This window comes from Comamonas sp. BIGb0152 (assembly GCF_024809975.1).
In the GTDB taxonomy this organism is placed as follows: Bacteria; Pseudomonadota; Gammaproteobacteria; order Burkholderiales; family Burkholderiaceae_C; genus Comamonas.
The window spans coordinates 351,123-364,402 of sequence record NZ_JANUDY010000005.1; the positions used below are offsets into that span (position 1 = coordinate 351,123).

12 protein-coding genes are annotated in these 13,280 nt (G+C 66.7%); 9 read left to right on the plus strand and 3 right to left on the minus strand.

All coding sequences use genetic code 11. The annotated features are described in order from the left end of the window. Positions 1 to 52: 52 nt before the first annotated feature. The 7 genes from M2375_RS12535 to rbsD all read left to right on the plus strand — a co-directional run bounded on the left by M2375_RS12535 (position 53) and on the right by rbsD (position 7,569). The gene (locus tag M2375_RS12535; protein WP_259167480.1) at positions 53 to 1,318 is read left to right on the plus strand and encodes a YbfB/YjiJ family MFS transporter; all 1,266 of its coding nucleotides are present in this window, start codon (positions 53 to 55) and stop codon (positions 1,316 to 1,318) included. A 224-nt stretch (positions 1,319 to 1,542) separates the two neighbouring features. Then, complete coding sequence (locus tag M2375_RS12540; RefSeq protein ID WP_259167481.1) at positions 1,543 to 2,493, plus strand: sugar ABC transporter substrate-binding protein; 951 nt, start codon at positions 1,543 to 1,545, stop codon at positions 2,491 to 2,493. Between the two features lie 14 nt (positions 2,494 to 2,507). Further along, on the plus strand, positions 2,508 to 4,097 hold the full coding sequence (locus M2375_RS12545) for a sugar ABC transporter ATP-binding protein (RefSeq protein ID WP_259167482.1): 1,590 nt from the start codon (positions 2,508 to 2,510) through the stop codon (positions 4,095 to 4,097). 102 nt (positions 4,098 to 4,199) lie between these two features. Then, positions 4,200 to 5,138: an ABC transporter permease gene (locus M2375_RS12550; RefSeq protein WP_259167738.1), complete on the plus strand. Its 939-nt coding sequence runs from the start codon at positions 4,200 to 4,202 to the stop codon at positions 5,136 to 5,138. A 9-nt stretch (positions 5,139 to 5,147) separates the two neighbouring features. Further along, the gene (locus M2375_RS12555) at positions 5,148 to 6,197 is read left to right on the plus strand and encodes a LacI family DNA-binding transcriptional regulator (RefSeq protein WP_259167484.1); all 1,050 of its coding nucleotides are present in this window, start codon (positions 5,148 to 5,150) and stop codon (positions 6,195 to 6,197) included. Further along, positions 6,194 to 7,168: a ribokinase gene (rbsK, locus tag M2375_RS12560; protein WP_259167485.1), complete on the plus strand. Its 975-nt coding sequence runs from the start codon at positions 6,194 to 6,196 to the stop codon at positions 7,166 to 7,168. Before M2375_RS12555 ends, rbsK begins: the two co-directional genes overlap by 4 nt. Beyond that, complete coding sequence (rbsD, locus tag M2375_RS12565) at positions 7,165 to 7,569, plus strand: D-ribose pyranase (protein ID WP_259167500.1); 405 nt, start codon at positions 7,165 to 7,167, stop codon at positions 7,567 to 7,569. Before rbsK ends, rbsD begins: the two co-directional genes overlap by 4 nt. 66 nt (positions 7,570 to 7,635) lie before the next feature. Here rbsD and M2375_RS12570 read toward each other — a convergent pair whose 3' ends face one another. From M2375_RS12570 to M2375_RS12580, 3 genes are all read right to left on the minus strand, one after another. Then, a complete protein-coding gene (locus tag M2375_RS12570; protein WP_259167503.1) occupies positions 7,636 to 8,907 on the minus strand; it encodes a HAMP domain-containing sensor histidine kinase in 1,272 nt (423 codons plus the stop codon). Positions 8,908 to 8,935: 28 nt separating this feature from the next. Then, a complete protein-coding gene (locus M2375_RS12575; protein ID WP_259167508.1) occupies positions 8,936 to 9,664 on the minus strand; it encodes a response regulator transcription factor in 729 nt (242 codons plus the stop codon). A gap of 130 nt (positions 9,665 to 9,794) precedes the next feature. Continuing rightward, on the minus strand, positions 9,795 to 11,150 hold the full coding sequence (locus tag M2375_RS12580) for an AmpG family muropeptide MFS transporter (RefSeq protein ID WP_259167509.1): 1,356 nt from the start codon (positions 11,148 to 11,150) through the stop codon (positions 9,795 to 9,797). Between the two features lie 164 nt (positions 11,151 to 11,314). Here M2375_RS12580 and M2375_RS12585 point away from each other — a divergent pair, with 164 nt between their 5' ends. Together M2375_RS12585 and M2375_RS12590 are read left to right on the plus strand one after the other, a co-directional pair. Beyond that, a complete protein-coding gene (locus M2375_RS12585; RefSeq protein ID WP_259167511.1) occupies positions 11,315 to 12,016 on the plus strand; it encodes an AraC family transcriptional regulator in 702 nt (233 codons plus the stop codon). Between the two features lie 271 nt (positions 12,017 to 12,287). Beyond that, a complete protein-coding gene (locus M2375_RS12590) occupies positions 12,288 to 13,211 on the plus strand; it encodes a DMT family transporter (protein ID WP_259167521.1) in 924 nt (307 codons plus the stop codon). The last annotated feature ends 69 nt before the right edge of the window (positions 13,212 to 13,280 follow it).

Genomic DNA, 13,280 nt, shown 5'->3' on the forward strand with positions numbered 1-13,280 from the left:
TTAATTTAACATAGCATCTCCAAAAAAGATACATAAGCAACAGGTCCGCACCATGCCACCCTCGGCCAGCTCTTCGGTCTCTTCCTCCACACCCGCCCCATCGCTGCCTTGGGGCCAGCGCCCCTGGTGGGTGGCCGTCGCCGGCATGCTGGCGCTGGCCTCGGCCATGGGCGTGGGGCGCTTTGCCTTTACCCCCTTGATGCCGATGATGCTGCACGACGGCAGCATCGACCTGGCCCAGGGCAGCTGGCTGGCGATGAGCAACTACCTGGGCTACTTTGTCGGCTCCCTGGTCTGCATGGTCTTGCCCTGGGTGGCCCCGGGCTGGATGCAGCGGCTGCACCCCTCGCGCATGGTGCACTGGTGGCTGTTTATCACCGCGGTGCTGACGGCGGCCATGGCGCTGAACTGGCCCGGGGGCTGGGCCAGCCTGCGTTTTGTCTCCGGGGTGGCCAGTGCCGTGGTGTTTCTCAATATCACCTTGTGGTGCATGTCGCAGCTGGCGCATTTGGGGCGGCCGCAGATGGGCGGCTTGCTGTTTTGCGGCCCTGGCATTGGCATTGCGCTCACGGGCCTGGCCACCAGCGCCATGGTGGCGGCTGGCTGGCATGCGGTCAGTGCCTGGCTGGCCTTTGCGCTATTGGCCGTGGTGCTGTGGCTGATGGTGATGACGGTGGTGCGCGGGCCGCTGGCGCCGCCGCCTGCCCATACCCAGCCCGGCGCAGCGGTGGTGGCCGCGCCGGAGGGCCCTGCCGACCGGCTGCTGCTGACCCTGGCCTACAGCCTGGCGGGCCTGGGCTATATCGTCACCGCCACCTACCTGCCGGTGATTGCGCGCGGCGCGCTGCCAGCCGATTCCATCTGGCCGGATCTGTTTTGGCCCATGTTTGGCGGGGGCGTGGCGCTGGGCGCTTACCTCTCCACCCTTTTGCCCGCGCGCTGGGACCGGCGCCGCCTGCTGATGGCGGGCTACGGCATCCAGGCGGTGTCGATTGCCATCAGCGCGCTGTGGCCTACGCCGCTGGGCTTTTCGCTGGGCAGCTTCTTGCTGGGCCTGCCGTTTACCGCGCTGACCTTTTTTGCGCTGCAAGAGGCGCGCCGCATCTGGCCCAGTGCGCTCAGCAGCTTTCCGGGCCTGCTGACCGCCGCCTATGGCCTGGGCCAAATTGTGGGCCCCCCCATGGTGGCCTGGATGCTGGCCCACAGCGCCAGTACCCAGCAGGGCTTTGCCTACGGCCTGGCGGCTGCGGGCGCGGCGCTGGTGCTGGGCATGGTGATTCTGGCCGGCATGGTCTGGCGCCACCCGCACCGGGGTTGAGCCGCCGGACGTCCGCTGGCAGGCGGCTGCAAAGCGGTTGCCCAGCGGTGGCGCAGCGGTTGCCAAGGGGCCTTTCCACCCGCATGTCCAACTCGTGAAACATTGTTTGACCTTGGGGTAAACTCCGGGGCGCAAACGTTTGCGCCTATGCAAACATGCGGCATCTCGCGGCTATTGCTGTAGATCGGCTGCGTGATGCACAACAACTTTCGGAGACATCTCTCATGCGCTTTACCCGCCGTACCCTGACTGCTGCGCTGGCATTGGCCACCGTGGCTGGTTTTTCCCACCAAGCCGTTGCGGCTGACAAGCCCAAGGTGGCCCTGGTGATGAAATCGCTGGCCAACGAGTTCTTCCGCACCATGGAAGACGGGGCCAAGGCGCACCAGAAAGCCAATGCCGCCCAGTACACCTTGGTGGCGAATGGCATCAAGGACGAAACCGATACGGCAGCGCAGATCAAGATGGTTGAGCAGATGGTGGCCCAGCGTGTGCAGGCCATCGTGATCGCACCGGCCGATTCCAAGGCCCTGGTGTCGGTGCTCAAAAATGCGGCAGACAAGGGCGTGCTGATCATCAACATCGACAACAAGCTCGATGCCGATGCGCTCAAGAGCAAGGACCTGAACGTGCCCTTCGTCGGCCCGGACAACCGTGCTGGCGCCAAGTTGGTGGGCGACTACCTGGGCAAGCAACTGCAGGCCGGTGACAAGGTGGGCATTGTCGAAGGCGTCTCCACCACCTTCAACGCCCAGCAGCGCACCCTGGGCTTCCAGGATGCGATGAAGGCCGCCAGCATCAATGTGGTCAGCCTGCAGTCGGGCCAGTGGGAAATCGACAAGGGCAACACCGTGGCCGCCGGCATGCTGCGCGAGCACCCCGATCTCAAGGCCATCATGGCGGGCAACGACAGCATGGCGCTGGGCGTGGTCGCTGCGGTCAAGGCTGCTGGTCGCACCGGCAAGGTGCAGGTGGTGGGCTATGACAATATCGCCGCCATCAAGCCCATGCTCAAGGACGGCCGTGTGCTGGCCACCGCCGACCAGTACGCCGCCAAGCAGGCCGTGTTCGGCATCGAGATGGCGCTCAAGGCCCTGGCCGACAAGAAAAAGCAGAGCGAGCTGCCTGCCGAGGTCAAGACCGATGTGGCCTTGGTGACCAAGGACAGCAAGTAACAACGGCGCGCACCATGGCTATGACTGAGGCGCAAGGCGCCAGCACACCCCGCGTGCGTTTGCAGCAGATGGGCAAGGCTTACTCCGGCACCTTGGTGCTGGAGGGCGTGAGCCTGGATCTGCATGCCGGCGAGGTGATGGCGCTGACCGGGGAGAACGGCGCGGGCAAGAGCACCTTGTCCAAGATGCTGTGCGGGTTGGTGGATCCATCGCAGGGCCAGATGCAGCTCGATGGCAAGGCCTTTGCACCCACCTCGCGCCGCGATGCCGAGCGCCAGGGCGTGCGCATGGTGATGCAGGAGCTGGGCCTGGTGGCCACCTTGACGGTGGCGGAGAACCTGCTGCTGGGGCGCCTGCCCCACAAGCTGGGCTGGCTGGACCATGCAGCGATGCGTGCCCTGGCCCGCACCCAGCTGGCCAAGATCGGCATGGCGCATATCGACCCGGACACGCCGGTCTCGCAGCTGGGCATTGGCCAGCAGCAGATGGTAGAGATTGCCCGCAATCTGCAGGACGGCACCCGGGTGCTGGTGCTCGATGAGCCCACCGCCATGCTCACGCTCAAGGAGACCGAGCACCTGTTCACGCAGATTGCGCTGCTCAAGGCCCGGGGCGTGGCCCTGGTCTATGTGTCGCACCGCCTGGAAGAGCTGCAGCGCATTGCCGACCGTGTGGCCGTGCTGCGCGATGGCCGCCTGGTCGATGTGCGCCCCATGCAGGGCGTGCAAGAGCATGAATTGGTCGAACGCATGGTGGGCCATGCCGTGCAGGACAACGAAGGCCGGCCGCGCCGCAAGCGCGGTGCGCTGCGCCTGTCGGCCAAGCAGCTACAACGCGGCACGCAAGTGCGCGGCGTCAGCCTGTCGCTCTATGCGGGCGAGATCATGGGCCTGGCCGGTTTGGTCGGCTCCGGCCGTACCGAGCTGGTGCGCCTGCTGTTTGGTGCCGACCGTGCCGAGCAAGGCGAAATCAGCCTGCATGCCGCTGGCAGCACGGCCCCCACGCAAACCGTGGCACCCAACTGGTCCAGCCCGGTGCAGGCCATCCGCGCGGGCATTGGCCTGGTGACCGAGGACCGCAAGTCGCAAGGCCTGCTGCTGTCGCAATCGATCCGCGCCAACACCACCTTGGCGGGCATGCACAAGATTGCGCGCGGCGGCTGGTTGCAGCGCGCCCAAGAGAGCGAAGTGGCGCGCCATTTTGTCGAACGCCTGCGCATACGCTCGCGCAGCGCCGAGCAGGCCGTCTCCACCTTGAGCGGTGGCAACCAGCAAAAAGTGGTGTTTGCCCGCTGGCTGCACCAGCCCTGCGATGTGCTGCTGCTCGATGAGCCCACACGCGGCGTGGATGTGGGCGCCCGCGCCGATATCTACCACGAGATCGACCGCATGTGCGATGACGGCAAGGCCGTGCTGATGGTCTCCAGCGACCTGCGCGAGTTGATGGCCATGTGCGACCGCATTGGCGTGATGCACGATGGCGAGCTGGTCGCCGTGTTTGAGCGCGGCCACTGGAGCGACCAGCAACTGCTGGCCGCCGCGTTTGGCAATGTGGATGCGGCCCCGTCTGCCCACCCGGCAGCACAGGCTGCCACCCCCGAATAAAAGAGCAGGCAAGAGGACCCAGCCATGACCACCCCCCTTTCCGCGCCGCCGAGCGCGACCACATCGTCCGCCACCACCAGCCCCAAGCTGTCTTCAGGCCCCATGCAGGCCTGGGGCACCTATGTGGGCCTGCTGCTGGTGCTGGCCGCCATGGTCGCGCTGTTCAGCTTTTTGAGCGAGTATTTCTGGAGCAAGGAAACCTTTGTCACCATTGCCAACGAGATCCCCGCACTGGCGGTGATGGCCGTGGGCATGACCTTTGTGCTGATCCTGGCGGGCATTGACCTGTCGGTGGGATCGGTGCTGGCGCTGTCGGCCGCCGTGGCGGCCCAGGCCATCCTGGTCTGGGGCCTCAACCCCTGGGCCGCTGGCGCCTTGGGCTTGCTGTGCGGCCTGCTTTGCGGCGCGGTGCTGGGTTCTATCTCGGTGGCCTGGCGCCTGCCGACCTTCATTGTGTCGCTGGGCATGCTCGAAGCCTTGCGCGGCGCGGCCTACCTGGTTACCGACTCGCGCACCCAGTATGTGGGCGATGCCATCTCGGGTCTGGCGGCGCCCATTGCCCAGGGCGTCTCGGCCGCCTTTGTCATCGCCATCGTGGTGGTGTTGCTGGGCCAGATTGTGCTCACCCGCACCGTGTTTGGCCGCTATGTGATCGGCATTGGCACCAATGAAGAGGCCATGCGCCTGGCCGGTATCGATCCGCGACCTATCCGCATTCTGGTGTTTGCGCTGACCGGCTTGCTCGCCGGCCTGGCCGGCCTGATGCAATCGGCCCGTCTGGAGGCCGCTGACCCCAACGCCGGCAGCGGCATGGAGCTGCAGGTGATTGCCGCCGTGGTGATTGGCGGCACCAGCCTGATGGGCGGGCGCGGCTCGGTGATCGCCACCTTCTTTGGCGTGCTGATCATTGCCGTGTTGGAAGCGGGCCTGGCCCAGATCGGTGCCAGCGAGCCGGCCAAGCGCATCATCACCGGCGCCGTGATCGTGGTGGCCGTGATCATCGATACGGTGCGCCAGCGCCGTGCCGCACACCGGGCCTGACCGGTGGTGATGAGCAGTATCAAGGATGTGGCACGCCTGGCGGGCGTGTCCGTTACCACCGTCTCGCATGTGCTCAACAAGACACGCGCGGTGCTGCCTGCCACGCAGGAGCGGGTGATCGAAGCGGTGCAGACCCTGGGCTATGTGCCCAGCGCTGTGGCGCGCAGCCTCAAGATCAATGCCACGCACACCATTGGCATGCTGGTGCCGGACAACTCCAACCCCTACTTTGCCGAGCTGGTACGCGCGGTAGAAGACGCCTGTTTTGCCGCCGGCTACGCGCTGCTGCTGTGCAATACCGATAACCATGCCGGACGCCAGCAGGTCTACCTGGATGTGCTGTCGCAAAAGCGGGTCGATGGCCTGATCGTGGCCTCGACCAGCGATGATGCGCTGATGTCGCAGCACCTGGCGCAAACCGCCTTGCCGATGGTGCTGATCGACCGGGCCATTGCCGGCCTGGATCGCCCCTGCGTGCAGACCGACCATGTGCAAGGCGGCATGCTGGCCACCCAGCATCTGATGGGCCTGGGCCGCAAGCGCATTGCCTGCCTGGGCGGTCCGCAGGATCTGCAATCCAGCGAGCAGCGCGTGCAGGGCTGGCGCCAGGCGCTGCAGCTGGTGGGCTTGCCCGCCGATCTGCTGGTGCATGGTGATTTCACCGCCAATGGCGGCTATGTGGCGATGCGGCGCCTGCTGCGCGACCGTCCAGCCGACCGGCCCACGGCCGTGTTTGCCTGCAACGACCTGATGGCCATGGGCGCGCTGCGCGCCGTGCATGAGGCGGGCCTGCAGGTGCCCCGTGATGTGGCCGTGGTGGGTTATGACGATATCGAACTGGCTGGCTACACCCAGCCGGCGCTGACCACGGTGGCCCAGCCCACCCAGGCCATGGCCGAGCAGGCGTTGGCCTGGCTGCTGGAGCGCATCCAGCTGGGCCGCAGCACGGAGCCGGTAGCGGCCGCGACGCAGCTGCTGGTGCCCGCCCTGGTGACCCGGGAGAGCAGCAGGGCGGTGGCCCGGGCCGCCGTGCCGATTGTGAGTGGAGAAACCCTGTGAATGTGCCTATCTTGAGCCAGGCCCCCCGTATCGTGGTGCTGGGCAGTTTGAACATGGACCTGGTGCTGCGCGTGCCGCATATGCCGCGCGCCGGCGAGACCATGCTGGGCCAGTCGCTCAGCCAGGTGCCGGGTGGCAAGGGCGGCAACCAGGCCGTCAGCTGCGCGCGCCAGGGCGCGGCCGTCAGCCTGCTGTCCTGCGTGGGCGAGGACGCCTATGCCGACCAGCTGCTGGCCGGCCTGGTGGCCGACCATATCGATGTGCAGCATGTGCAGCGCAGCGCGCGCGATGCCACGGGCGTGGCCGTCATCAGTGTGGACGACAGTGCCCAGAACCAGATTGTCGTGGTGCCCGGCGCCAACCTGCGCCTGCAGGTGAGTGAGCCCGTGCTGCGCCCGCTGCTGCAGGATGCCGCCTATGTGGTGCTGCAGTTCGAGACCCCCATGCAGGAGGTGGACCAGGCCTTGCGCAGCGCGCGCGCCGTGGGCTGCAAAACCGTGCTCAACCCCTCGCCGGTGCAGCCCTTGCCCGATGCCTGGTGGCCGGCCATCGATGTGCTGGTGGTCAACGAAGCCGAGGCGGCGCAACTGAGCGGCAGCGAGGTGGACAGCCCCGAGAGCGCGGCCCGTGCCGCCCGCTGGCTGCAGGCCAAGGGCACCGGCCAGGTGGTGGTGACCCTGGGCAGCCAGGGCGCCGTTTGCTGCGATGCGAACTCGCCAGCGGGTGCTGAAGCCCCCGCCCACTGGCACCGTGCCCCCCAGGTGCAGGCGGTCGATACCACCGCTGCAGGCGACACCTTTTTGGGCGCACTCACCGTGCAGCTGGCCTCCGGTGCCAGCCTGGATGAGGCCACGCAGTGGGCCATCCGTGCCGCAGGCATTTGCGTCACCCGCGCTGGCGCGCAGCCTTCCATCCCCTTTCATGCCGAGGTGGCCAGCCGCACCGAAGCCAGCCTCTGGAGTCCCGTATGAAGCGTGCTGCGCTGTTGAATATCGAGCTGTCGCAGATCATCGCCGGCATGGGCCATGGCGACATGTTGGTGATTGGCGATGCCGGCTTGCCGGTGCCCCCCGGTGTACGCCGGGTGGACCTGGCCGTCGCGCGGGGTGTGCCGAGCTTGGACCAGGTGCTGCAGGCCGTGCTCAGCGAGCTGCAGGTGGAGACCGCCATCGTCGCCAACGAATGCCTGGATGGCCAGCAGCAACTGCCGGCCTGGTACCAGCAGCGCCAGGCGGACGGTTTGCCCAGCGCGCCGCAATGCGTCTCGCACGAAGCATTCAAGGCCATGAGCCGCCAAGCCGTGGCCGTGGTGCGTACCGGCGAGTGCACACCGTATGCCAATATCGCGCTGCGCTCGGGCGTGGCGTTCTGAGCGCGCGGGTATAAAAAAGGGCCTCGGCCAGTCGGCGAGACCCTGGATGAAGCGCTTGAACGGCTGTCAAACGCTGGGCGGGGGCAGCGCTTCGGCCAAGGCCGGGCGTGCCAGCGGTGCCAGCGGCAGGCGCAGCACAAAGACCGCGCCACCGCCTTCTCGCCCCTCGCAATGCACGCTGCCATCATGGCGTTCCGCAATCGAGCGCACCAGGGCCAGGCCCAGGCCCACACCGCCATGGCGTTCGCTGGCGCCGGGCATGCGGTAGAAAGATTCAAAAATACGTTCACGCTGGTCAGGCGGCACACCCGGCCCCCGGTCAGCCACGCGGATTTCAGCAAACGCGCCCTGTTTGTCCAAAAACAGCGTGATCGGGCCCTGGGAGTAGCGGCGGGCGTTTTCCAGCAGGTTGCGCACGGCGCGGCGCAGCAGCTTGGCAATGCCGCGCACCTCGATGGCATCGCCATGCATGTCGGCCACTTCCAGATCGGCCTCCACCCGCGCACATTCTTCGGCGCACAGGCCGATGATGTCGATCATCTCGGTGGCGCCCATATCCGCCTCCCGGGCGCCCAGGCGGCTTGCCAGCAGGATTTCGTCGACCAGCTGGTCCAACTCGGCAATATTGCGCTGGATCTCTTGCTTGAAGGTGGGCGAGGGCTTGTCGCCCATCAGCTCCACGCCCATGCGGATACGGGTCAGGGGGCTGCGCAGCTCATGCGAGGAGTTGGCCAGCAGCGATTTGTGCGATTGCACCAGCGCCTCGATGCGGGCGGCAGCGGCATTGAACTGCTGGGCCAGATCGCTGACCTCGTCATTGCCACGCACATCGAGCCGCACCGACAGATCGCCATCGCCAAACTGCTTGACGCCTTTGCGCAGCGCTTCGAGCCGGCCCATCAGGCGCCGGATGATGGGGAACACGCCGACGACGACGACGACGCCAATGAGGCCCAGCATCCAGAAGAAACCAAATGGCGGCTTGACCCAGAACCACCAGGGGCTCAGGTTGGGCGGGGGCGGGCGGTGGCCTTCACCCCGGCCCGAGCGGCGCTGCAACTCCATTTCGTAGGCTCGGCCCTGGTCGTCCTCGATCAGGTAGAGCACCAGCTCGCTGGGGTCGCCGGGCTGGCGCACCGCCTCGCCATGCAGCAGCACCGTGCCATCGGCACTGCGGATCAGCAGCTCACGCGCGGGCGGCTGCATGGGCGTGGCATTTTTCTCTGCAGCCGCTTGCCAGGCCCAGCCAATCACCAGGATCAGCACGGCCACGCCGCCCACCACGGTGAGCCAGATGCGCAGATAAAGCCGCTCGGCGAAGTATTTGTACAGATGCATGCGGAGGAAGAAGCGCTAGGTCGGGGCCTCAGTCCTGCTGTTTGGCGAACACGTAGCCGACGCCGCGCACCGTCAGAATGCGGCGCGGGTTCTTGGCATCGGCCTCGATGGCGGCGCGGATGCGGCCCATGTGTACATCGATGGAGCGGTCAAAGGCTTCAAGTTCGCGGCCGCGCACGGCTTCCATGATCTGGTCGCGGCTGAGCACGCGGCCGGCCCGCTCGGCCAAGGTGACCAGCAGGTCAAACTGGTAGCTGGTCAGGTCGGCCGCCTTGCCGCTGATGGTGACGGCGCGGGCATCGCGGTCGATCTCCAGGCTGCCAAAGCGCAGCACCTGGCTGGCGGGGGCTGCGGCGCTGCCCCCATCGACGCGGCGGCGCAAGATGGCGCGGATGCGGGCCAGCAGCTCGCGCGGCTCAAAGGGCTTGGGCAGGTAGTCATCGGCGCCCACTTCCAGGCCAATGACGCGGTCCATCGGGTCGCCCTTGGCGGTGAGCATCAAAATAGGCACCTGGGCGGCGGCGCCGCTCAAGGTGCGGATACGGCGGCAGACCTCCAGGCCGTCTAGATCGGGCAGCATCAAATCGAGGATGACCAGGTCGGGCGACTGGCCGTTGGCCGGGTCCTGCAAGGCCGCCAGGCCGCTGGCGCCATCGGCCATGTGGCTGACCTGCAGCCCCGACTGGGCCAGATACTCGCTCACCATATTGGCCAGACGCTCGTCATCTTCGATCATCAACAGTTGGTGGGTATGCATGGCAGTCATGGTTATGGGCGGGTGGACCCGCAGATTTTGCTATAGAGGGCCATCGTGGCACGCTGGGGTCGCGCCGGATTGTCCCCGCCGTAAAGTTTGGTAAACCGCAGCCCTGGCCCTGTCAACCTCTTTATGACCTGCCCGGCACCGGCGTGATGCGCGAGGCCAGCCAGACCAGCACCAGCGCCGGCACCCCCAGCAGCGCCGTGGAGACAAAGAACTGCGCATAGCCGAAATGGTCCACATAGACGCCCGAGAACCCGGCAATCCACTTCGGCAGCGCCATCATCATCGAGCTGAACAGCGCGTACTGGGTGGCCGAGTAGTTCACATTGGTGAGGCTCGACATGTAGGCGATAAAGGCGGCCGACGCAATGCCGCCGGCCAGGTTGTCGGCGCTGACCACGGCAATCAGGCCCACCAGGTCATGCCCACGGGTGGCCAGCCAGGCAAACAGCAGGTTGCTGCCGGCCGACAGCACGGCGCCCAGCATCAGCACCCGCATCACACCGATGCGCATGGAGATCACACCACCAATAAACGCGCCCACCAAGGTCATGATGACGCCAAAGATCTTGCTGACCGAGGCGACTTCGGCCTCGGTGTAGCCCATGTCCACATAGAAAGGGTTGGCCATGATGCCCATCACCACATCCGAGATGCGGTAGATACCAATCAAGGCCAGGATCAGCGCCGCATTCCAGCCATAGCGGCCGATAAAGTCAGCAAACGGGGCCACCAGCGCCTCTTGCAGCCACTCGGCAGCATTGCGGGCGGGGGTTATGGCCTTGGCCGCCGGCTCGGGCGACAGCAGAACGGTGACCACGCCCACCAGCATCGACGCGGCCATCACCATATACGCAAAGCTCCAGGCCTCGCGCTGGTAGTCGCCCGCGCCTGCTTGCAGGCCCAGCGCCACCAGCCACAGCACGCCGGCGCCGGCCCAGATCATCGCGATGCGGTAGCCCGTCTGGTAGGTGGCGACCAGCGCGGCCTGGCGTTCGGCATCGGCCGATTCGATCCGGTAGGCATCGAGCGCAATATCTTGGGTGGCCGAACCAAAAGCCACGGCCAGCGCACACCAGATGACCGGGTTCAGGCTTTGCTGCGGATCGACCCAGGCCATTCCCAGCAGGCCGGCAATCACCAGGCCCTGAGCCAGCAGCAGCCAGCTGCGCCGGCGCCCCAGCAGCCGCGTGAGGCCCGGCAGCGGCAGCCGGTCGACCAAGGGCGACCAGATCCATTTGCCGGTATAGACCAGGCCTACCCAGCTGAGGTAGCCGATGGTGCTGCGGTCAATCCCCGCCTTGCGCAGCCAGAACGACAAGGTGCCCAGCACCAGCACCAGCGGCAGGCCGGCAGAGAAGCCCAGCGCCAGCATGCGCAGGCTGGCCGGCTCGGTATAGACGCGGAACGTGTCCGCCCAGGAGCGGCGGGCAGCAGGTGCGGTAGCGGACGAGGGGGTGGGCGAAGAGGTGTCGGCCATGCGGACGGGGCAGTGCAGTAAATCGAGGGACGCCCAGGCCAAGCCCGGACAATGCGCCAATATACGCTGATCCGCGCTGCTGACCTGGCCAAGCGGCGCAACAGACGGCAACGGCCACCGCTTGGCTACACTGTGCCCCTATGCACTGATGCACCGCTGCTGCCATGGCCGACCACTCCCCCCACCGCTTGCTGGCTCCCGACTACTCTGTTCGCCACTACGAAGGCGAGCAGCAGGCGCACAGCCATGACCATGTGCAGCTGCTGTATGCGCTGGCCGGGCGCATGGAGTTGGAGGTAGACGGCAAGGCCGCCTATGTGGATACCGCCAGTGGCGTGGTGATACCGGCGGGCGCCACCCACGCCTACCTGGCCCAGCGGGGCAGCGCGCTGGCCGTGGTGGATGTGCCCGATGGGGCGAACTTTGCACAGATGCGGCGTTTTGCCGTCCCGCCGCGCGAATGGCTGGCCACCCATGCCTCGGCGCTGACGGTGGCCCAGGCCCATGTGGCCTGGGTGCAGCAAACGCCGGCGCTGCTGCTGCGCCGCGCACTCGATGTACAGGCCATCACTGCTGTAGTGCGGGCCGATCTGGCGGGTGACTGGCGCACCCCGCAGCTGGCAGCCCTGGCCCACCTGAGCCCGCAGCGCTTTCATGTGCGCTGGCAAGAGCTGACCGGCAGCACCCCCCAGCAATGGCTGCGCGACCTGCGCCTGACCGAGGCCAGCCAGGCGCTGGCCGCCGGCCAGCCACTGGAGACCACGGCCTTGCGCTGCGGCTACAGCACCGCCAGCGCGCTGGCCTATGCGCTGCGGCGCGATCGCGGGGTGGGCAGCCGCAGCCTGCGCAAGGGCGCGGGCGGTTAAGGACCCTCTGCAAAACTCCCTGCCGTGGTCTGAACGCGGGCTCGGGCGATCCGCTGCGTTGTCTTCCTTGTCAATAGCTACAGCTCGACTGCAAAAGACGCCTTGCGTCTCAATCTGATCCGCGTCCATCCCATTGGGCGAGGGTCTTGCAGACGATCCTTAATGCCCTGGGCACGTTGGGTACATTGGGCAGCGCAGGCATAAGCGTTTCTCGACATTTGCCCGGGCCCCGTCGCGGCACCATAGCGGCATGACACAGACATCCAGCAGCATGGCATCTCCCGCCCGTTCTTCGTTTTTCAGCGCCTCTGCGCAAGGTATTGCGCTGGTCGCCATTGCCGGCGTGCTGTGGGGCACCAGCGGCACCGCCCAGTACCTGGGGGCGGCGGGGCTGTCGCCGTTTTGGGTGGGTGCGGCGCAGCTGGCCGTGGCCGCAGCATTTTTGGGCCTGAGCCTGCTGTGGGACCGGCGCGGCAGCACGGGCAGCCTGGTGCTGCGCCCCCGCCAGGCAGGGCTGCCGCTGTCCTCGTTTTTCTGGGCATCACTGGGCATTGGCGGCTACAGCGTGTTCTTCTACGCCGGCTTGCAGATGGCGGGCGTGGGCGTTGGCACGGCCGTGGCCATTGGCAGCAGCCCCATCTGGGCGGGCCTGCTGCAGGCGGTGGTGCTGCGCGCGCCACTGTCGCCCTTGTGGTGGCTGGGCACCTTGGTCAGCGTGGCCGGCGGCGTGGCCATGGTGATGGGCGAGGGCGCCAGCAGCCAGGTCTCCTGGCCCGGGCTGGCGCTGTGCCTGCTGGCCGGGCTGTCCTATGCCGGCTATGCGCTGGTCAACAAGCGCCTGGTCAGCCATATGCCCCCCAAGGTGGTGAACTTCTATGTATTCAGCGGCGCTGCGCTGCTGGCGCTGCCGGTGGCCGCGCTGTATGCAGGCCTGCCGCAGTGGAGCCTGTCTGCCGTGCTGGTGGTCGTCTACCTGGGCGCCGTTGTCTCGGGCATTGCGCACTTGCTGTTCTCGATGGGCCTGCGCCATATCTCCGGGCCCACGGGGGTAGCGCTCAGCCTGATTGAACCGGTGGCGGCCTTTGTGCTGGCCGTGTGGATTGTGGGCGAGCACCAGCCCTGGGTGGCTTGGGTGGGGTTGGCAGCGGTGTTGTTGGGGCTGTGGGTGGTCGTGAAAGCGGAGATGCGAGGCTGATCCCAGGTCACTTATCCGCTGGCGCAGCCTGCAGGCCCGGCGATAGAATGGCGCTCTTGCCACCACGGA

Excerpts from the sequence above, each read along its gene's own strand:
- M2375_RS12535 (WP_259167480.1), top strand. The coding sequence starts at position 53 with ATGCCACCCTCGGCCAGCTCTTCGGTCTCTTCCTCCACACCCGCCCCA.
- M2375_RS12540 (WP_259167481.1), top strand. The coding sequence starts at position 1,543 with ATGCGCTTTACCCGCCGTACCCTGACTGCTGCGCTGGCATTGGCCACC.
- M2375_RS12545 (WP_259167482.1), top strand. The coding sequence starts at position 2,508 with ATGGCTATGACTGAGGCGCAAGGCGCCAGCACACCCCGCGTGCGTTTG.
- M2375_RS12550 (WP_259167738.1), top strand. The coding sequence starts at position 4,200 with ATGCAGGCCTGGGGCACCTATGTGGGCCTGCTGCTGGTGCTGGCCGCC.
- M2375_RS12555 (WP_259167484.1), top strand. The coding sequence starts at position 5,148 with ATGAGCAGTATCAAGGATGTGGCACGCCTGGCGGGCGTGTCCGTTACC.
- rbsD (WP_259167500.1), top strand. The coding sequence starts at position 7,165 with ATGAAGCGTGCTGCGCTGTTGAATATCGAGCTGTCGCAGATCATCGCC.
- M2375_RS12570 (WP_259167503.1), bottom strand. The coding sequence starts at position 8,907 with ATGCATCTGTACAAATACTTCGCCGAGCGGCTTTATCTGCGCATCTGG.
- M2375_RS12575 (WP_259167508.1), bottom strand. The coding sequence starts at position 9,664 with ATGCATACCCACCAACTGTTGATGATCGAAGATGACGAGCGTCTGGCC.
- M2375_RS12580 (WP_259167509.1), bottom strand. The coding sequence starts at position 11,150 with ATGGCCGACACCTCTTCGCCCACCCCCTCGTCCGCTACCGCACCTGCT.
- M2375_RS12585 (WP_259167511.1), top strand. The coding sequence starts at position 11,315 with ATGGCCGACCACTCCCCCCACCGCTTGCTGGCTCCCGACTACTCTGTT.
- M2375_RS12590 (WP_259167521.1), top strand. The coding sequence starts at position 12,288 with ATGGCATCTCCCGCCCGTTCTTCGTTTTTCAGCGCCTCTGCGCAAGGT.